This is a genomic window from Nitrospirillum amazonense, from assembly GCF_007828035.1.
Lineage (GTDB): Bacteria > Pseudomonadota > Alphaproteobacteria > Azospirillales > Azospirillaceae > Nitrospirillum > Nitrospirillum amazonense.
Genome location: NZ_VITV01000001.1, coordinates 732,363 through 753,253, shown reverse-complemented (window position 1 = coordinate 753,253; position 20,891 = coordinate 732,363). Strand labels below are relative to the sequence as shown.

The window sequence follows — 20,891 nt, the reverse complement described above, 5'->3', positions numbered from 1 at the left end:
GATTGCAGGACGCCATCAAGAGCGTCCCATATGAAGGCGGAAATACAATTAATACGTATGTATTTTACGTTCAACACGCGCATGAGATGCATGTCGTCAGGACAGCCCGCCTGCGACAAAGACGACAGTACCGGCCCCATCCATACCCGCCATTGGGGGCGGCTGATATCATGGCCGCGCTCTGGGCAATGGGTGTGGTCGGCGGACGTGCGTGTGCAACGGCGGGTGTTGGAAATGACGGTGAAATGGCGGGCGGCCGCCCTGGCGGCAGGCCTGTCGGGTGCCGCCTTGATGACCGCCACCGGGACCAGCGCCCAATCGCCGGCCCCGTCACCAGCCTCGCCGGAGGTCGCTCATGCCGTCCCGGTGGATGCCCCGCAAACCCAGGCGTACCAGAAGGCCGACCCCCATCATGGTCTGGCCCGCCGCCGCGCGGCCGTGGCGGCGGCGGCCAGCACCGACGCCGCCTGCCGGGAAATGGGCGATTTTTACTGGGAGATCGGCGACGGCAGCGGGACCCTGGCCAGCGGCACCCGGGGCAGCCGCTACAGCGCCAACAAGCCCTTGCAGGTGGCCAGCGCCAGCAAGCTGGTCTTCGCCGCGTATGTGGTGGAGCGGGTGGGCGGCCAGCTGACGCCGGATCAGCTAGACGCGCTGGAGATGCGGTCCGGCTATGACAACTTCAACCCGCTGGCCTGTTTCGCCGCCCACACCGTGGCCGCCTGCCTGGACCGGCGCGGCAACGGCTTGCGGAATGCCGAGCACCAAGGCCGGTTCAGCTATAACGGCGGCCACGACCAGTATCTGGCCACCACCCTGGGTCTGGGCGATCTGGATCGCTACGGCCTGGCGGCGGAGGTGCGGCGGGTGTTGGGCCCGGACCTGCACCTAGACTATGCCGCCCCCCGCGTGTCCGGCGGCCTGAAGGCCAGCCCGGCCGCCTATGGTGCCTTCCTGCGCAAGGTGGTGTCCGGCCATCTGCGCATCCATGACCTGCTGGGCAGCCACCCCGTCTGCACCCAGGGGCCCGACTGCGCCGCCGTGCAGGCGCCGGATTTGCCCCAGCCCTGGCACTACAGCCTGAACCATTGGGTGGAGGATGGCCCCGGCGGCGACGGCGCCTTCAGCAGCCCGGGCATGATGGGCTTCTATCCCTGGATCAGCGCCGACCGCCGCACCTATGGCCTGATCGCGCGCGAGGTCATGGCGCCGAAGGCGTATCTGGCCAGCATGGCCTGCGGCCAGGCCCTGCGCCGCGCCTGGAATCAATAGTCGGGCTTCGTGTTCGGCCGGATTTCGTGGTTCCGGGCGGCAGCATCCGGTGGGCCGGCTTCCTACTTGGCCTTGGGTGCCGGCTTACCCCAACCGGTGGCGTCGAAATAGACGCGCACGCGTCGCTGCTGGGCGTTTTCCAGGGTGAACTGGTCCAGCACATGGTCGTTTTCCGTCAGCTGGCGCTGTTCCACCTGCTTCCAGCCCGGATAGAGGATGCCCAGCGTGGTGTATTCGCGCTTGGTGCCGGCGGCGCTATCGGTGATGCCGGCCAGCACGATGGGGTCGCTGGCGAGGTCCCCCTGCCCCTTGCTGGCCGGCAGGTTCAGCTTGGCCTCGATGCTGTTCAGGAATTCCTGGTGGCTGGATATGCAGGGGGCGCAGCCGGCGCGGCGGGCGATGTTGTACCAGTACTGCGCCTCTCCGGCGCCGCCGCCGGGGATGCTGCCGTTGTTGTACAACTGGCCGTAGATCAGGGCGGCCATGCCCAGGCCGGCCTGGGCGGCGGGCTTCACCACCTGCGCCGCCTTCTGCGGATCCCGGGCCGTACCCCGGCCGTAGTAATAATAGACCGCCAGCGCCTCGCGCGCCTTCAGGCTGCCGCGGGCCATGGCCTGGTCGAACAGCGCCAGGGCGGAGGCCATGTCCTGCGACGACGGTCCCTTGCCGTTCTTATCCTCCATCTGCGCGTCGGCCTGGGCCACCAGCCGCTGCGCGTCCGGCGGATCGACGGGGGGATTGATGTGGCCGTCCAGCGGCAGGGTGGACATGGCCATCTGACCCGCCCGGCCCTGCGCGCCGGGCATAATGGTATCGGGCGTCTGGACCGGCTCGGCCTGCGCGGGAGGCGCCTGTACCGCCGGAGCCGGCAGGACGGGAACATTGATCGGGGCGGCCGGCGAGGCGGCGGGCGCCTGCGTCACTGACTGGGCAGAACCCGCAGGCTGGGCGGACGCCGGCGCGGGTGGGGCCTCAGGGCCCTGGGCCAACCGGGACAGCAGGCCGTCGCCGGGCTTGGCGGGGGCGGTATCGTCGTCACCCTCGAAAAAGGCGCAGCCGGACAGCAGGGACGCGGCCAAGCCGGCGGCGGCGACGGAAGCGGAAAGACGACGCGAACGCATGACACCCCGATATGGATGATACCCAGGACGAACCGCAAGCCGGTCCCGCGCCCACTGTAGGCCATGGACGCGGATCCGCAAGCGACCCAGCTTTACACGGGCACGATAGCCGCCAGTCAGCGCACACCCCGTTGGCGCGGATCCAGTCAGCGCATCAGCGCCAGGACGCCGCCAGCCCCGATGAGCAAGCCGCCGGTGAGGCGGTTCAGCTGGCGGGCGGCCTTGGGCGTCTGCAGACGGCTGGCCAGGGTTTGCCCGCCGATGGCGTAGGTCAGGATCCAGCCGAACTCGATCACCACCATCAGCACGGTCAGCAGGACCAGCTGCGACGTCAGCGGCTGGGCGGCGTCGATGAACTGTGGGAAGAAGGCGGCCATGAAGATCAGCGCCTTGGGATTGGAACCGCAGACCAGCAGGCCGCGCAGCAGCAGTCGGTGAGCGCTGGCGTCGGCGGGACGTACGGCCTCCCCCCGCTGTTCCACGTCCGCCTCGGCGCGCAGCGTCTCCTTCGGGTCCGCCCGCCAGGCTTGGACACCGAGGTACAGCAGGTAGGCCACGCCCAGTACCTTCACCACCATGAACGCGGTGGAGGAAGCCTGCAGCAGCGCCGCCATGCCCACCGCCGACAGGCCGGCCATGGCGCCCAGCGCCAGGCACATGCCCGCCCCCGCCCAGGCCGCGGCGCGCACGCCATGGCGCAGGCCGATGCCCATGGCGAACAGCATGTTCGGGCCGGGAGTGGCCGACAGTAAGAAGCAGGTGACGGCGAAGGCCGATAGGGTCTGCCAGCTCAACATGCCCAGGCGTCCTCGAAGGATGGAGTGGGGCGGGAGTTTAACGCGGAAGACCCCGGCTGATGAGGGGGATCGCGCGCAGGGAGCCCATGCTGCCATGCCATGGCGTCCATCTCGGGACAGCAAGCGCAACTCATTATTATTACTCGTATATCCCGTGTTGCCCACGCACGCGGCGGGTTGACGGGCGCCATGACTTGGCTAGTCTTCCCGGCATTCCCCGTTCCTGCGCAAGGCCATCCCCATGAAGGACTTCTCCGACCTCACCGAACAGGAGCTGCTGGCGCTGGCCGTGTCGCTGGAGGAGGAGGACGCGCGCATCTACGACGAGTTCGCCACCGGCCTGCGCGAGAACTTTCCGGAAAGCGCCAAGGTCTTCAACGCCCTGGCAGCCGAAGAGAACGGCCATCGCCACCGCCTGATCGAGCTGTACCGCCAGCGCTTCGGCGAGCATATCCCCCTGATCCGCCGCCAGGACGTGCGCGGTTTCGTGCAGCGCAAGCCGGTTTGGCTGATCCGCCCGCTGTCGCTGGAGACAGTGCGCCAGCAGGCCGAATTGATGGAGGCGGAGACCAAGCGCTTCTACACCCGGGCGGCCCGCCGCTCCACCGACGCCGCCATCCGCCAGTTGCTGGGCGACCTGGCGGATGAGGAGCGCCGCCATGAGGCCCGGGCGGAGCAGCTGGAGTCCCGCCTGGTGACGCCTCAGGTGCGGGAGGAGGAGCACGCGTCGGAACGCCGCCTGTTCGTGCTGCAGGTGGTGCAGCCGGGCCTGGCGGGGCTGATGGACGGTTCCGTCTCCACCCTGGCGCCGCTGTTTGCCGCCGCCTTCGCCACCCACGACACCTGGCAAACCTTCCTGGTGGGCATCGCCTCGGCCGTGGGCGCCGGCATCAGTATGGGCTTCGCCGAGGCGCTGTCCGACGACGGCAGCCTGACCGGCCGGGGCAGCCCTTGGCTGCGCGGCCTGGTCTGCGGAATCATGACCGCCGTGGGCGGCCTGGGGCACACCCTGCCCTATCTCATCCCCCAGTTCTGGACGGCCACGGCCGCCGCCGCCGCCGTTGTGGTGGTGGAACTGGGCGTCATCTCCTGGATCCGCAACCGCTACATGGACACGACCTTCCTGGCCGCCGCCTTCCAGGTCATCATCGGCGGCCTGCTGGTGTTCGCGACGGGGATTTTGATCGGAAGCGCGTGACGCGCTTCTCAGACACGGGCGCCCCCGGATGGGACGCCGGCATCTGAAGAAACTACACAGCTAGGCCGCGGCGATGGGCACCGGATAGTCGCGGGCCAGCGCGGCCCAGGATGCCGGCGCCACGCCGACGATGGCGGCGACCAGCTGGCGCGCCTCTTCGGCGTCGTCCTGGATGCACGCCTGCTCCAGCGACTGCGCCAGGTACTGCAGGCGGCGCAGGCCCAGATTGCCCACGGTGGAGATCAGGCTGTGCGCCTCGCGCCGCGCCTCGGGCAGGTTGCCGGCGGTGACCAGGCCGGCGGTGCGGGCGATGCGGGCCTGTCCGAAGCTGACGAACTCCCGCACCATGTCCACCGTGCCATCACGCCCCGCGAGGTCCACCAATTTAGCCAGCGGCTCGCCATCGAACAGGGGTTGGTCGGCCATGGGAAAGCCGTCGCTGGGGCCGGCCATGGGCTGTGGCCCCTCCGTCGCGCCAGGGACCGCCGACACGGCGGCCCCACCGGTCCAGCGGGCCACCAGGTCAAGGAAGCGGCCCTGGTCGAAGGGCTTGGACACGTAGTCGTCCATGCCGGCGGCCAGGTATTCCTCACGCATGCCCACCATGGCGTTGGCGGTCATGGCGATGACCGGCACGCGGTGGCCCGGCGGCTCGCCCGCGCGGATGCGGCGCGTCGCCTCCAGCCCGTCCAGGCCGGCCATCTGGATATCCATCAGCACCAGATCCACCGGCGGCTGGCCCAAGGCGATAGTGGCGCCCGCGGCCCCGTCGCTGGCCAATTCAACGGCGTAGCCTTCGGTGCGCAGCATCATCTCCGTCAGGCGGGCGTTGATGCTGTTGTCCTCCACCACCAGCACGCGGCGGCCAGCGCCACGTCTGGGCGGGGGGGCTGGGGGCGGGGCGGAGGGAAGCGGCGCCGCTTCGGCTGCGGCCTGGCCGGGCAGGCGCGGCAGGGTCAGGTCGATGATGAAGGTGCTGCCCTGGCCGGGTGAGCTGTCCAGGGTGATGGTGCCGCCCATCAGGGTCACCAGTTCGCGGCAGATGGACAGGCCCAGGCCACTGCCGCCATAGCGCTGGGCGATGCTGTCGTCACCCTGGACGAAGCGGTTGAACAGCCGCGCCTGCTGATCCGCCGTCATGCCGATGCCGGTGTCACGCACTGTCAGCACCACGCGCACGTCGCGCGGGCGGCCCGCGTTCCCCACCGGCGCGCCTTCGACCACCTCGGCCGTCAGCTGGACCTGCCCCTTGTCGGTGAACTTCACGGCATTGCCCAGCAGGTTCAGCAGCAGCTGGCGCAGGCGGCGGGCGTCGCCGCGGAAGGTGGCCGCCGCCTCGGGCGCGATGCGCGTGCTGAGGGCCAGACCCTTGGCCCGGGCCTGGCCTTCCATCAGGCGCGCGGCCTCCGTCACCACCGCGGCCAGCTGGAAGTCCGTCGCCACCAGGTCCACCCGCCCGGCCTCCAGCTTCGAAAGGTCCAACAGATCGTCCACCAGCAGCAACAGGGTCTGCGCGCTGTCACGGATGATCGCGGCCAGGTCGCGCTGCAGGGGCGCCAGCGGCTCCGCCGCCAGCAGCTGCACGGCCCCGATGATGCCATTCAGCGGGGTGCGGATTTCATGGCTGGTGGCGGTCAGGAAGGCGGACTTGGCGGCATTGGCGTCTTCCGCCACGCGGCGCGCCTGCTCCAGCTCGGCGGCGGCCGTGGTCAAGGTATCGCGGGCGGCGCGCAACTCCTCCTCCTGCCGCACCCGCTCGGTGACGTCGCGGGCGGCGGAGATCAGCAGGGGCATCCCGTCGTCGCCCCGGGTGAGAGAGATGATGGTCTCAAGCCAGATCCAGCGGCCGTCCTTGTGACGCAGGCGGAAGCGGGCGGAAACGCCGCTGGCAAGGTCGCCGTCGGCCATGGCCCCGGCTGCGCCGGAACCGGCCCGCGAGGCCGCCGCCGATAGCGCGTCCAGGGTGGCGTCGATGGCATGGTCGTCCGGATGGCGCAGATCCGACAGGGGCAGCTGCGTGAATTCCGCCACGCCGTAACCCAGGATGCGTTCCACGGAAGGGGAAACGTAGAGGCGGGTGCCGTCGGGCCGCGTCAGCAGGATGATGTCGCTGGCGCGATCCGCCAACAAGCGAAAGCGGGCCTCGCTCTCTTCAAGCGCGTCGCGCGCCTCCACCAGGGCGGTGATGTCGCGGCCGACGCCGCGCCAGCCCCGGATGGCGCCGTCGGCGTCATAAAGCGGGCGGCCCGACAATACGATGTGGTAGCGCCTGCCGCTGGGGTGGCTCACCACATAGCGCAGGTCGCGGAATTCCTGCTTGTCGGCACCGCCGGCCAGGGCGGCGGCGGTCTCGGGCGTGGGGGTCAGGCCGCCGATCTGCTTCTGACCCACCATGCGCAGGGGATCGAGGCCGATGGACCGCACGCCGGGCGACACATAGGTCAGCCGGCGGTCCGGATCCGCCTCCCAGTACCAATCGGTGGACACGTCGATCAGGTCCCGGAAGCGCACCTCGCGCTCCGCCAGGTCGGTGGCGCCCTGTTCCAGGTTATGGGCCATGGTGTTGATGGCCCGGGCCAGCACGGCGAATTCAGCGTCCGACGCCCGTTCCGGCGCGCGCGCCCCCCGCTCGCCCCGGCCGATCCGCTCCACCACCCGGGTCAGGGTGCCGAGGCGACTCATGACCGAGGTTTCCAGCGCGAAGATCCCCAGCAGGAGGGCGGCGGCGGCCACGGCCGCCAGGCCCATCATGCTGCGCCAGAAATCATCGTCCGCCTCACCCACCGCCTCGGCCCGGGGCAGGCTGACCACAACGCGGGCATTGATGCCCTGCAGGGTGCCAAAGCCGATAATGCGCGGCACACCATCCAGCCCTGCCGACAGCAGCGTGCCCGTGGGTTGGGCGAACAGCTGCGCAACCAGGGCGTCGTCCAGCCGCTGGCCGGTTAGGACCGCGCCGGACGGGGTGTTCCCCAGCGGGGCGGCCGCGCCGTCCGCCTGGGGCTCCACCGGAAGGGGTGCCGCCGCAGCGGGTGCCTGGGCCGGGGCGGGGAAGCGCACCAGCACCTCGCCTTTGGCATCGACGATGGCGAACAGGCCATTGGGCATGTCGGCGGCCATGGCCGCCAGGCGACCGGCCCAGTTCAGCCGCATGCTGGCCCGGGCCACGGACTTGACCTGGCCATCCGGACCCAGGATGGGGCGGGCCATGGCCAAGATGGGGGCCTGCGTGGTGCGGCCTATCATGTAGTCGCTGAGCGTGGCGCGGCCGGTGCGCACCGCCTCCTGGAAATAGGGGCGGTCGCTGACATTGAGGGCGGCCGGGGGGTTGCCGGTGGAGGCGCAGATCGTGGTGCCGTCGGGCCGCGAGAGGAAGACGTTGGCGATCCACGGCTCCGCCGCCTTCAGCCGGACCAGGTCGCCGGCGCAGTCGCCGGCCGACAGATCCACCTCCTGCAGGGCAACGGTTTCCACCAGATGGCCAAGCTGCTCCACCAGCACCCGGTGTTCCTCCTCCGCCACCTGGGTCAGGATGCGCACGTGGGCCTGGGCAGCCATGACCGCCGCCTGGCGCCTGGACTGCCCTTCCACCACCATCAGGGCCGCCATGGCGCCGATGACGGCCACCAGCAGCAACAGCAGCCTGCTGCGCAGTCCCGGTAGCCGCATCACCCCTCACCGTCCGCGCGCCGCATGCACCGCCCCCGATTACAGCCGGCAAGCCCTGGCCGGCAAGCCCCTGGAAGGCATACCAATATCTATATTAGGGCCGGGCGCCGCCCCCGCCAAGAGCGGCGCCCGCCGCGAGACTGGCGATTGGGTGGTAGGAAGGTCCCGTCATTCCACCATGCCGTTCCGGACATACCGGGCCCCGCCGGCCGGACTGGCGGCCGCGCCGCCGCCCACGGCGCTGATTCGCCCGAATTCCTGATCAACAGGTCAAGATTTCATCATTCTGCAACACTTGCCCCGACACAGATGGTGGACGCATGTGCGTCAATATTCATCTTATTGATAGTAAATTATTTTTTGACCATTTCTGCGCAAAAAAGCTGCGCTGCACTTTGTCGCGCCGCCCGTATCACATGTGCTTTGACGGCCACAGTTAGGGGCAAATCGGCGCGTTTTGGTGGGAGTTGGGCAAGAAGGCCGCGCCTCTGTAATGGTGTTGTAATACGAAGAAGGGAATAAAGCGCCCGACACGGCCTCACCTGGCTGAACGAACGGGTGCGGACGGGTGTGTGGCTGACCGAACGACGAACGATCCAAATTCTGGGGGCAATCGATGAAGAAGCTTAATCGCGCGCAGGCGCCGGGGCGCCGCTACGCCACTTTCCTGAAGCTTGGCACGGGCATGGTCGCCCTGGCGACCGCCACCGCCTGGGTCGCTCCGGCCCTGGCGCAGTCCACCGCGTCCGAAATGGATGAGATCGTCATCACCGGCGCGCGCAAGCAGCCCAACATCGCCGGCCTGATCCAGGCCGAGACGTCCCCGAAGTCTCGCTCCACCGTGACGCAGGAATACCTGGCCACGCAGACCGCGGGCCAGAGCGTGCTGGCCAGCCTGAACCTGCTGCCGGGCGTGAACTTCACCAACAACGACGCCTACGGCTCCTCCGGCGGCAACATCCGCATCCGCGGCTTCGACGGCAACCGCGTCTCGCTGACCTTCGACGGCATTCCGCTGAACGACACCGGCAACTACGCCATCTATTCCAACCAGGTCATCGATGAAGAGCTGGTGAACCGCGCCACCGTCAACATCGGCACCACCGACGTCGACAGCCCGACCGCGTCGGCCACCGGCGGCACCATCAACGTCCAGACCCGCAAGCCGCTGGACGAGCTGGGCGTCGAAGGCAAGCTGAGCTTCGGCAGCAACAGCTACAAGCGCATCTTCACCGTGCTTGACACCGGCGACTTCGGCCCCGGCAACCGCACCTCGGCCTTCCTGGCCGCGTCCTACCAGGACTACGACAAGTTCAAGGGCTACGGCAGCCTGCAGAAGAAGCAGTTCAACACCCGTATCTATGAGGATCTGGGTGGCGGCGACTTCATCTCGGTCGCGGCCCACTACAACGAGAACCGCAACAACTCGTACCAGACCAACAGCCGCGCGACGTTCGCCTCGAACTACTTCGCCGACTACAACAACACCTGGGTGCCGCAGACGGCCGTCAACGGCAAGGCCGATACCGTCCCCAGCACGGACAGCAACTACTATAATGTGCGCGTGAACCCGTCCAACACGGGCAACATCCGCGGCCAATCGCGCTTCCACCTGTCCGACGACGTCATGCTGACCGTCGACCCGTACTTCCAGTACACGCTGGCCAACGGCGGCGGCACCACCTCGATCAAGGAAACCGACCCCCGCCTGATCGGCACCAGCAAGACCGCCAAGGGCGTGGACCTGAACGGCGACGGCGATCTGCTGGACACCGTGCTGCTGTACGCCCCCAGCAACACCAACACCTTCCGCAGCGGCGTCACCTCCTCCCTGATCTGGGACATCGACGACAACAACCGCCTGCGCGTCGGCTATACCCTGGACTACGGCCGCCACCGTCAGACCGGTGACTTCAGCTACATCGGCGCCGACGGCACCCCGCTGGACGTGTTCGGTGGCAAGAACTCCGGCCAGATTTACGCCGCCGACGGCTCGCAGCTGGAAGCCCGCAACCGCTACTCCATCGCCGAGCTGAACCAGGCGTCGCTGGAATACGTGTTCAAGGCCCTGGACCAGAAGCTGACCGTGGTGCCGGCCCTGCGCCTGCCCTTCTTCCACCGTGAGCTGAACCAGTACTGCTATACCTACACCAGCACCTCCACCAACGTGGCGTCACTGAGCAGCAACCAGTACTGCACCACCAACCCGACGATCACGCAGACCAACCTGTACCGGACGCCGTTCACCGGCACGAAGGACTTCAGCGATCCGCTGCCCAGCCTGGGCGTCGTCTACCAGATCACGCCGGAACACCAGGTCTACTTCCAGTTCTCGGAAGGCTTCTCCGCGCCGCGTACCGACAACCTGTACGGCGTGAAGACCGACCAGCCGGGCATCGTCGATCCGGAAAAGACCTATAACTTCGAACTGGGCGAGCGTTTCCAGACCAACTGGCTGATGACCTCGGTCAGCGGCTGGTACACCCGCTACATCAACCGCATCGTGTCCGCCCTGGACCCGAACGACGCCAACAATACCATCGACCGCAGCCTGGGCCGCGTCGATCTGTACGGCGCCTCGATCGAGGCCGGTTTCGCCATCACCGATCAGGTCAACTTCTACACCTCGGGCAGCTACACGCACTCCGAAGTGAAGAACAACCTGGCCGGCCCGGCGGGCTACGTCTACAACACGTCCGGCAAGCAGCTGGTGGACACGCCGGAGTGGATGGCCGCCGGCCGCGTCGAATACAAGCCGCTGGACATCCTGTCGGCCTCCATCGAAGGCAAGTACACCGGCACCCGCGCCGCCACCGACGTGAACGACGAATGGACCACCCCGTTCTTCGTCGCCAACTTCGAGACCCGCCTGGATCTGCCGGACGCCGGCGGCTTCAAGGGCACGTACCTGCAGTTCAACGTGAACAACCTGTTCGATCGCCGCTACCTGAACACGATCTCGTCCTCGACCTCGATCGCCACGGTGGCCGGCAAGAGCAGCCTGCCGTTCTACCAGGTTGGCGCCCCGCGCACGTTCATGGGCACCATCCATACCTCGTTCTGATCGCGCGTTCCTCCGGCGGTCTGCGAGCCGCCGGGCCCAATGCGAAAGGGGCGGCCTTCGGGTCGCCCCTTTTTCTTTGGTTCATCGCGGAACACCGGGGAATGTATAAGGCGCGCGATAAGACGGATTTTCTCGTCGGGCGCGAACGCGCCGCCCGCTCTTTGGGCAATGGGCGGTAGTGCCTACTGATTCGGCAGCGGCCCCGGCGCGGGCCCCGTCCCCACCCGCGAAACGATGCAATTTGTCGCTGTTACCGTTTGGTTTTTAATTTGCAACAGATGTGTGTCGGACAGCTCATTCTGTCGCCTGGTTATTTTTGTCCAATTTCAACATTTTTGGCGCAAGTTTATCGCTTAAGTGTAACCAAAAAGCTACAGACATGCACGGAATCGGCCGCCCTACCCCTTGGGTCGTTGACGCATTGCTAACGTGATCGGAAAACTTCCTCCCAAGCCAAACAGAACGCTGGGCAGAAGCGGACTGGGGAGCTGCCGCCAGAGGCCGGGAAACACGCCCAGGCGGCGCCGAACGGGGAACAACCAATCCGAAATGGAGATGGACTACATGAAGGGATTTGAGAGCAGGATCCGTCAGTCGCTGCTGACGGGCGCCGCCCTTGGCGTGTGCGCCCTCACGATGTCGACGACGGCCTACGCCGCGGCGGCCGCCGACGATCTGCAGGAAATCGTCATCACGGGTTCGCGTATTAAGACGGATTCGTCCGCCGGCATCAGCCCGGTGACCAGCGTCGGCAGCGAGGAAATCAAGCTGCAGGGCGCCACCCGCATCGAAGACGTGATCAACAACCTGCCCCAGGCCTTCGCCGGCCAGGGCAGCATGATTTCCAACGGTTCCAGCGGTACCGCCACCGTCAACCTGCGCGACCTGGGTGCGTCCCGTACCCTGGTGCTGGTCAACGGTCACCGCATGCCCGCCGGTTCGCCGCTGAACCCGGCCGCCGACTTGAACGAAATCCCCGAAGCCCTGGTGAAGCGCGTTGACGTGCTGACCGGCGGCGCCTCGGCCGTGTACGGCGCCGACGCCGTGGCCGGCGTCGTCAACTTCGTGATGGACGACAATTTCGAAGGCGCCAAGGCTGACATCAGCTACAGCTTCTACCAGCACAACAACGACGCCACGAAGTTCCAGAACGCCGTCAAGGCGCGCAACTTCGGCCTGCCGGAAGACGACGTCACCGACGGCTTCACCCGCACCTACTCCGGCGTGCTGGGCGTGAACACCCCCGACGGCAAGGGCAACATCACCGTCTACGCCGACTATCGCAAGACAATGGCGGTGACTCAGGACAAGCGCGACTACAGCGCCTGCGCCATCAGTGTCTCGGCCAAGGGCGCCTATTCGTGCGGCGGCTCGGGCACCACGGCCCCGGCCCAGATCATCGACAACAACATCGACGCCAAGAGCCCCAACAGCGGCGACTACATCGTCAGCGGCACCAGCCTGCGCGACTACACCTCGGCCGACGCGTTCAACTACGCGCCGTACAACTACTATCAGCGTCCTGACCAGCGCTATTCCGCAGGCTTCTTCGGTCACTACGACTTCAACCCGCACGTCCAGGTCTACACCGAATTCATGTTCCACGACGACCACACGGTCGCCCAGATCGCCCCGTCGGGCATCTTCGGACAGGAATTCACCATCGCTTGCAACAGCCCCCTGCTGTCCGCGAGCGAGTCCTCCCTGTTGTGCGGCAACGCCATCTCCGCCAAGACCGGCACCGCCGACGTCAGCATCCTGCGCCGTAACGTCGAAGGCGGTGGCCGTATCGACGATCTGCGTCACACCTCCTACCGCGAACTGGTCGGCTTGAAGGGCGACCTGTGGGATGGCTGGAGCTATGACGCCTATGCCCAGCGCAGCACCGTCATCCTGTCGGAAACCTACAAGAACGACTTCTCGCTGGCCCGCACGGCCGAGGCGCTGAACGCCACGACCGACAGCAGCGGCAAGCTGGTTTGCGCCAACTCCGCCGCCGTGGCCGCTGGCTGCGTGCCCTACAACATCTTCAGCAGCAGCACCGCCATCGACCCGGCCGCGCTGAGCTACCTGCAGACCCCGGGCTTCAAGGAAGGCTCGACCGTCCAGGACGTGGTGGATGTCTCCATCAGCGGCGATCTGGGCCGTTACGGCTTCCAGAGCCCGCTGGCCAGCCATGGCGTCGGCATCGCGTTCGGTACGGAATACCGTCGTGAAGAGCTGACCCTGAAGGTCGACCAGGAATTCGACAGCGGCGACCTGGCGGGCCAGGGCGGTCCGACCCACGGTGTGGCCGGTGCCTACGACGTCCGTGAAGCCTTCATGGAAGTCAAGATCCCGCTGGTCCAGGACAAGCCCTTCGTCAAGGACCTGAACCTGGAAGGCGGCTACCGCTATTCCGACTACAGCACCTCGGGCAAGACCGACACCTACAAGGTGGGTGGTGAGTGGGCCCCGACCTCGGACGTCCGCTTCCGCGCCGGCTTCAACCACGCCGTCCGCGCCCCGAACGTGGTCGAACTGTTCACGCCGTCGGGCGTGGCCCTGGGCCTGTCCAACGACCCCTGTGCTGGTGACATGACCGCCAAGGGCGCCCCGACCGCTGCCCAGTGCGCCAACACCGGCGTGACGGCCGCCCAATACGGTCGCATCACGGCCAACCCCGCTGGCCAGTACAACGACCTGGAAGGTGGTAATCCGAACCTGCAGCCGGAATCGGCCGACACCCTGACCGTGGGTGCCGTGATCACCCCGACCTTCCTGCCGGACCTGACCTTCTCGGCCGACTACTTCAACATCAAGATCGACGGCTTGATCAGCGGCATCGGCGCCGATCTGATCATGACCAACTGCTTGACCGGTGTTAACACCAGCTTCTACTGCCCGCTGATCAAGCGCTCGGCGACCGGTTCGCTGTGGCTGGGCACCACGGGTTACGTCACCAACACCAACCAGAACACCGGTAGCGAAGAGACGTCGGGTATCGACTTCAACACCAACTACCGTCTGGACCTGGCCGACATCGGCATTGAGAAGCTGGGCGCCCTGAACTTCAACTTCACCGGCACCTATCTGATCGATTTCGTCACCCAGGCCCTGCCGGGCTCGGACGGCTATGATTGCGCCGGCCTGTACGGCGCGACCTGCTCCACGCCGCTGCCGGTGTGGCGTCACAAGGTCCGTATGACCTGGGAAACCCCGTGGGATGCGACCATGTCGGTCAACTGGCGCCACATCAGCGGCGCCGATTGGGAACGGACCAGCAGCAACGCCACGCTGAACGGTTCCGTCATCCCCGGCCTGGCTCACATCGACAGCTACGACTACTTCGACTTCTCGGCTTCCTACCAGGTCAGCGATTGGCTGACCCTGAGCGGCGGCGTGAACAACGTCTTCGACAAGGATCCGCCGCTGGTCACGACCCAGGTGAACGGCAACTCCTCGTTCATCAACGGCAACACCTATTCTCAGGTGTACGACAGCCTGGGCCGTTACTTCTTCTTCCAGGCTTCCGCCAAGTTCTAATCGAACACGGCATAGCCTTCAGTCCAGAGACGGCGGGTCCCCCGGGGCCCGCCGTTTTCTTTTTCCATTCAATGCGTTGGCGATGGTTGCTTGACCCTGGGCGACAGCCGTCGCTATTCCGCCCGGTGTAAAGCCGTGGCACACTGCCGCCCACGGATCACGCCTTAGGAATCCCGGACCATGTCGTTCAAGAAGATGCCGTCGCTGACGGCCGCCACCCTGTTGCTGGCCTTGGCCGTGGCACCCGCCGCCCCGCAGCCGGCCCGCGCCGCCGAGAGCCTGGCCTCCTGCCGGGCGATTGGTGACGCCACCCAGCGTCTGGCCTGCTACGACGCCTTGGCCGCCGCCGCAGCCAACGCCCCGGCCGCCCCCCTTCCCAACGCCGCCACTGCCAACGCCACCCCAACCGCGCCCGCCGTGCCGGAGGATCCCACGGCACGGTTCGGCAAGGAAAAGCTGCCCCGGACGGAAGAGCAGCAGGCCAAGGACGATGCCGAACAGGATGAGGAGATGCATTCCACGGTCGCCTCGTCGGTGGCCCTGCCCTATCGCCTGTTCGCCGTGACCCTAGCCAACGGCCAAACCTGGGTCAGCAAGGAGGCGCTGACCTTCGACCCGAAGCCGGGCGACGAGGTGCGCGTCATGCACGGCCTGTTCGGCAGCTACTCTATGGTGGTGGGCCGCAGCCGGCCGGCGAAGGCGACGCGCGTGAGCTGACCGTCCATCAGCACCTCAGTCATTACATCGTGTATTTCGAAGGGCGGCCCTCATGGCCGCCCTTTCCGCATGCCGACTCGGGGGCATGGCCATTCAGCGCCAGGCCCGGACCGAACCCGCACAATCAACCCTCTACACCATCCGGCATACCTCTGGCGCGGAACACAGGGGCATTGGCAAGCGCGAATGGAATGCGCCCAGCGCCTGGCTGTGCCAAACCTGACCATTCGGTCAGAAAATGGTTGCCGCAACCCCAGGCTGCGCCGATGCTGATGGCATCCCAGGAACGACAGGCGCGGCAAACCGCCCGCGGGCCTCGGGGCGGGTAGGTTCGGGGCTCGTCAACGATCGCCCCGCCCAACCACGGCAAAAAGGGCCTCTCAATAAAACGGCCCCACAATAAAACGGGCGGAATCCATCGAGCCTGCTTTCGTCAAATCCAATCACGAAAGACGGGGACAACAATGTCGAACAGGGCAGTTCCTATAACGGGCAAAGATCAAAAGAAGATGCGCGCCATGCTGACGTCGTTTCTGGCGGGTGGCGCGGCCGCCCTGCTGGCTGGCGGCACCCAGGCGCAAACGGCGGCCACCGCCACCGACGACTCGGTGTTCCAGGAAATCGTGGTGACGGCGCGCAAGCGGGCGGAAAGCCTGACCGAGACGCCCACCGCCATCTCCGCCTTCACGGCGGAGGACCTGCAGCAGCGCAACATGGAAAACCTGGCGGACGTGGGCAAGTACGTCCCCAACCTGGAGATCAACCGCTTCGGCGTGGGCAACCCGGCCCATGCCGCCATCTTCATCCGCGGCATCGGTTTGCAGGACCACATCATCACCACCGACCCCGGCGTGGGGGTCTATGTCGACGGCGTCTACCTGGGCCGGCAGATGGGGTCCAACCTGACCCTGGCCAATATCGAGCGGGTGGAGGTGCTGCGCGGGCCGCAGGGCACGCTCTACGGCAAGAACACCATCGGCGGCGCCGTCAACATCATCACCGCCCAGCCGGGCGACGAGCAGGTGACCAAGGCGGAACTGAAGGTGGGCAGCCGCGCCCGGGTCGAGGCCAACGTCTACACCAACACCAAGGTCACCGATAAATTAGCCGTGTCCTTCACCGCCGCCGTCAACCGCCGCGACGGGATCGGCCAGGCCCTGAAGGTGAACGCGCCCGAGGATGTGGGCGAGATCAACGAGGTATCGGGCCGCGCGGCCGCCAAGCTGCAGGCCTCGGAAACCTTCTCGCTGCTGCTGACCCTGGACGCCATGAACGGCATCTACGGCAAGACGCCCACCACCATGGAGGTGAACAACCCCAACGGCTTCTTCACCGGCACCCTGGGCCTGAGCGAAAGCCTGCTGCCGGCCAACCCGGACGACAGCAATTCCAATCACGCGGAACTGTTCAAGCAGACCATCCAGAACCGCGGCGCCTCGCTGACCGCCAACTGGGAGCTGAATGAGAACCTGACGGCCAAGGTGCTGGGCGGCTTCCGCTATACCCACTACACCGGCGGCCTGGACGACGATCAGACCTACCTGGACCTGGAATCCTATCCGGAACGCGGCTTCGCCCGGCAATATTCGGTGGAACCGCAGCTGAACGGCGAATACGGCAAGCTGGACTTCGTCATCGGCGCCTATGCCAGTGATGAGCAGGGCAACACCAATTCAGGTCCCACCGTCTACATAAGCCCCAGCGGTTATTTCGACCTGAAGCAGACGACCAGCAGCTACGCCGTCTACGCCCACGCCGGCTACAAGATCCTGGACGATCTGAAGCTGTCGGCCGGCGCCCGCTATTCCGATGACCATAAGGACGCCAGCGCCCAGTTCGACAGCTGGACCGATCCTTCGCGCGTCTACCGCAGCCAGTCGTGGAGCGCCACCACCTGGGACGTGTCGGCCACCTATGACATCGCCAAGTCCGTGGCCGCCTACGCCACCATCTCCCGCGGGTACCAGAGCGGCGGCTTCCCGCCCCGGCCTTTCAACGGGCCCAGCTACTTCACCGCCTTCAACCCCACCTTCGCCACCAATTACGAGACGGGCATCAAGGGTGTCTTCTTCGACCTGCTGCAGATGAACGTGTCGGGCTTCTACACCGAGTACACCGACCTGCCGCTGGAGGTGTCGCAGCCATCGGCCACCGGCTTCAATACCCGCATCGAGAGCGCCGGCCAGTCGGAGGCCAAGGGCTTCGAGGTCGAGGGCACGCTGAAGCTGAGCAGGGCCTTCGACATCCAGACCTCCGTCGGTTTCATCGACGCCCAGATCACGGCGGTACCGAGCGACGCCACCGCCATCAAGGTCGGCTTCACCCCGGCGCTGACCCCGCAGTGGACCCTGTCGGTGGCGCCGCAGTACCACCTGTTCCTGGAGAGCGGCACCATCGACGCCCGCATCGACTATTCCTATCGCGGCAAGGAATACGGGCAATCGGCCAACGACAGCTACAACCTGATCAAGTCGCGCAGCCTGTTCGGTTTCAACATCGCCTACACACCGGCCCAGGGCCATTGGACGGCGGCCGTGTATGGCGAGAACATCTTCAACAAACGCTACGACGTGGGCCGGCTGGATGACGCCTTCGCCGGCTTCACCGAGATCATCCGCAACAACGACCGCAGCGAATTCGGGCTGAAGGCCACATATACGTTTTAAAGCCCCAGGCTGATCTTCCCCGGGGGCGATGACTGACGGCCCCGAACCTGGACCCCGCCCGGACGGCACGCCGGGCGGGGCCTTTTCTTTGGCCAAGCTGTGGGCGCCGGCGACTGGGGGCCCGCCTCAGTGCACCCCGGTGGTGTCGGCCACACGCGTGGGCTTGGGTGCCAGCCAGATGACCAGGGCCGACAGGCCGAAGGCGATGGCCACCCCCAGGAAGATCTGGTTGGTGGCCAGCATGACACCCTGGCCCTGCACGATGCGGTCCAACTGCTGGATGGACAGGTCGGGACCCACCAGGCCGGGACGCAGCAAATCCGCCAGTTCAGCCCGGTTGCGGGTGGCGCCATCCTCCCACAGCGTGTTGACGAGGGAGGTGGCGAAGGCGCCCGACAGCGTGCGCAGAAAGTTCATCAGGCCCGCCGCCGAGGCGGTTTCCTCCACCGTCACGCTGGCCAGCGCCAGGCCGGTGAGAGGCACGAAGAAGAAGGGCATGCCCAGACCCTGCAACAGCAAGGGAAAGGCGATCTGGCCATAGGTCATGTCGGTGCTGGAGCCGCTGCGGTAGAAGGTGACCAGGCCCAGCCACATCAGGCCGAAAAACACCAGCGGGCGCGGATCGACCTTGGCCGACATCCTGGCGACCATGGGCGCCGCCATGACCGCCAGAATGCCGGTGGCCGCCGTGGCGTAACCGGCCCAGGTGGCGGTGTAGCCCATATTGCTCTGCAGCCAGAGCGGCGTCAGCACGGTGGCTCCGAAAAAGGCGCCGAAGCCCAGGCTGATGGTCAGCACCGCCATGGCGAAGCCGCGATGGCGGAAGACCTTCAGATCCACGACCGGATGCGCCTCCGTCAGTTCCCAGATGAGGAAGGCGGCCAGGCCTATGGCGGCGACGATGGCCAGCGCCACGATCTCGGTGGAGGAGAACCAGTCCATGTCCTTGCCCTCGTCCAGCATGATCTGCAGGGCGCCCACCCAGACGATCAGCAAGATCAGGCCCACCAGGTCGAAGCGGGGGCGAACGGTCGGCGTCTCGAACAGTTTCAGCAGGACCCAGCAGGCCGCCGCGCACAGGATGGCGATGGGCACGTTGATGTAGAAGATGAAGGGCCAACCCCAGCTGTCGCACAGGGTGCCGCCCAGGATGGGCCCCAGGATGGGCGCCACCAGGGTGGTCATGGCCCAGATGCCCATGGCGGACGGCGCCTTTTCCTTGGGGAAGACGCGCAGCAGCAGGGTCTGCGACAGGGGCATCAGCGGCCCGCCGGCCAGGCCCTGCAACACCCGGAACAGCACCAGCATGCCCAGGGACTGGGCGAAGCCGCAAAGGGCGGAGCAGATGCCGAAGCCCAGCATGGCGATGACGAAGGTACGCACGGTGCCGAAGCGGCCGGCCAGCCAACCGGTCAGCGGCACGGTCACCGCCTCCGCCACCGAGTAGGAGGTGATGACGAAGGTGCCCTGGCTGGAGGAAACGGCCAGGCCACCGGCGATGTTGGGCACCGAGACGTTGGCGATGGTGGTGTCCAGGACCACCAGGAAGTTGGCGGCGGCCAGCAGCAGCGCCGCCACGGCCAATTGCCCGCCGGCCAGGGTCTTGGGCGCCCCGGCGTCGGAGACGGCGCTGCTCATGGGCGGTCCCTCAGCGCTTGCCGGCGGCGCCAGTCGGCGCCGTATCGATGGTGACGTTCATGGACAGGCCGACGCGCAGGGGATGGATCGCCAGCTCGCTGGGGTCCAGCACCACGCGCACGGGCACGCGCTGCACCACCTTGATCCAGTTGCCGGTGGCGTTCTGGGCCGGAATGACGGCGAAGGCGGAGCCGGTGCCACCGGCCAGGCCGGCGACCTGGCCATGGAAGACGACGCCCCCGCCATAAAGGTCGGCCGTCAGCTCCGCCGGCTGGCCGGGACGCACATGGGCCAGCTGCACCTCCTTGAAGTTGGCATCGACATAGGCCTCGCCCACCGGCACCACGCTCATCAGCATGGTGTCGGCCTTGACCCGCTGGCCCACCTGCACCTGGCGGCGGGCGACGACGCCGTCGAAGGGGGCCCGCACCGTCGTGCGGCCCAGATCCACCTGGGCCTGCTCCACCCGGGCGCGGGCGGCCATGACCTCGGGATTGGTGGCCACGTCACTGTCGGCGATCAGCACGGTGTTCACCTTTTGCGAGCCCTGGGCGGCGGCGCGGTTGGCTGCGGCCTGGGCCCGGGCCGCCTTGGCCACGGCCAAGTTGGCGGTGGCGGTGGCGAAGGCGTTCTGGGCGCTGGTCAGTTCCTCGCCCGACACGGCGCCGGAGGCGGCCAGCGCCCGGCGCCGGTCCAAATCCACCCGGGCGCGATCATAATCGGCCTGGGCGGAGGTCAGCTGCGCCTCGGCCCGGGCGGCGTCGGCGTCGCGCGCCGCCACCTGGGCGGCCAGGGCGCCATCATTGGCGAAGTAGCCGCGCACCCGGCGCTCCGCCTGGCCCAGCTGGGCCTGGGCTTGGGCCAGGGCGATGCGCGCGTCGGTGTCGTCGATGAGCACCAGCACGTCGCCCTTCTTCACACTTTGCGTGTCCACCACCGGCACGGCCCGGACGGTACCATCGACGGAGGAGGTCACCTGCGCGGCGTCTGCGTTGACGTAGGCGTTATCGGTGGAAACGTAGCGACCGCCCGTCACCAGGCGATAGCCGCCATAACCCAAGCCCGCCAGCAGGACGACGGCGCCCAGGCCGGCGAAAAGGTGGCGCCGGGGCGATGGCTTCCTGGCGGCCGGCGCGAGGACATGGACGGAGGAGGGTTCGGCCGCCTCGGCGGCGGGGGTGCGGGACGGGGTGGACATGGGGATGATCCTCGGGAGCGCGGCGG

General features: G+C 67.0%; 11 protein-coding genes. 6 read left to right on the top strand and 5 right to left on the bottom strand.

Features of this window, described 5'->3' with window-relative positions; genetic code table 11:
- The first annotated feature begins 234 nt into the window (after positions 1–234).
- Positions 235–1,272 carry a hypothetical protein gene (locus tag FBZ87_RS03155; RefSeq protein WP_211106827.1) on the top strand — a complete coding sequence of 346 codons (1,038 nt, stop codon included), beginning with the start codon at positions 235–237 and terminating at the stop codon, positions 1,270–1,272.
- A 62-nt stretch (positions 1,273–1,334) separates the two neighbouring features.
- On the opposite strand, the gene FBZ87_RS03150 is transcribed toward FBZ87_RS03155, so the two are convergent.
- A complete protein-coding gene (locus FBZ87_RS03150) occupies positions 1,335–2,393 on the bottom strand; it encodes a tetratricopeptide repeat protein (protein WP_145608891.1) in 1,059 nt (352 codons plus the stop codon).
- 146 nt (positions 2,394–2,539) lie between these two features.
- The gene (locus tag FBZ87_RS03145; RefSeq protein ID WP_246134207.1) at positions 2,540–3,190 is read right to left on the bottom strand and encodes a LysE family translocator; all 651 of its coding nucleotides are present in this window, start codon (positions 3,188–3,190) and stop codon (positions 2,540–2,542) included.
- A gap of 241 nt (positions 3,191–3,431) precedes the next feature.
- Between FBZ87_RS03145 and mbfA the strand changes: the two genes are divergently transcribed.
- Positions 3,432–4,388, top strand: a complete 957-nt coding sequence (gene mbfA / locus FBZ87_RS03140; RefSeq protein ID WP_145608890.1) for an iron exporter MbfA — start codon at positions 3,432–3,434, stop codon at positions 4,386–4,388.
- Positions 4,389–4,448: 60 nt separating this feature from the next.
- Here mbfA and FBZ87_RS03135 read toward each other — a convergent pair whose 3' ends face one another.
- Positions 4,449–8,057 (bottom strand): ATP-binding protein, encoded by a 3,609-nt coding sequence (locus FBZ87_RS03135; RefSeq protein WP_145608889.1) that lies wholly within the window; start codon positions 8,055–8,057, stop codon positions 4,449–4,451.
- A 616-nt stretch (positions 8,058–8,673) separates the two neighbouring features.
- On the opposite strand from FBZ87_RS03135, the gene FBZ87_RS03130 reads away from it, so the two are divergent.
- The 4 genes from FBZ87_RS03130 (at position 8,674) to FBZ87_RS03115 (ending at position 18,029) form a co-directional block, all read left to right on the top strand.
- The gene (locus FBZ87_RS03130) at positions 8,674–11,121 is read left to right on the top strand and encodes a TonB-dependent receptor (protein ID WP_211106826.1); all 2,448 of its coding nucleotides are present in this window, start codon (positions 8,674–8,676) and stop codon (positions 11,119–11,121) included.
- A 564-nt stretch (positions 11,122–11,685) separates the two neighbouring features.
- Entirely contained in the window at positions 11,686–14,646 is a 2,961-nt protein-coding gene (locus tag FBZ87_RS03125) for a TonB-dependent receptor domain-containing protein (RefSeq protein ID WP_246134206.1), read from the top strand.
- A 180-nt stretch (positions 14,647–14,826) separates the two neighbouring features.
- A complete protein-coding gene (locus FBZ87_RS03120; RefSeq protein WP_145608888.1) occupies positions 14,827–15,363 on the top strand; it encodes a hypothetical protein in 537 nt (178 codons plus the stop codon).
- Positions 15,364–15,881: 518 nt separating this feature from the next.
- Positions 15,882–18,029: a TonB-dependent receptor gene (locus FBZ87_RS03115; RefSeq protein WP_186454541.1), complete on the top strand. Its 2,148-nt coding sequence runs from the start codon at positions 15,882–15,884 to the stop codon at positions 18,027–18,029.
- Between the two features lie 126 nt (positions 18,030–18,155).
- Here the strand turns inward: FBZ87_RS03115 and FBZ87_RS03110 are convergent, their stop codons facing one another.
- A complete protein-coding gene (locus FBZ87_RS03110) occupies positions 18,156–19,667 on the bottom strand; it encodes a DHA2 family efflux MFS transporter permease subunit (protein WP_145608886.1) in 1,512 nt (503 codons plus the stop codon).
- 10 nt (positions 19,668–19,677) lie between these two features.
- Positions 19,678–20,865 carry an HlyD family secretion protein gene (locus tag FBZ87_RS03105; protein WP_145608885.1) on the bottom strand — a complete coding sequence of 396 codons (1,188 nt, stop codon included), beginning with the start codon at positions 20,863–20,865 and terminating at the stop codon, positions 19,678–19,680.
- Positions 20,866–20,891: the final 26 nt, after the last annotated feature.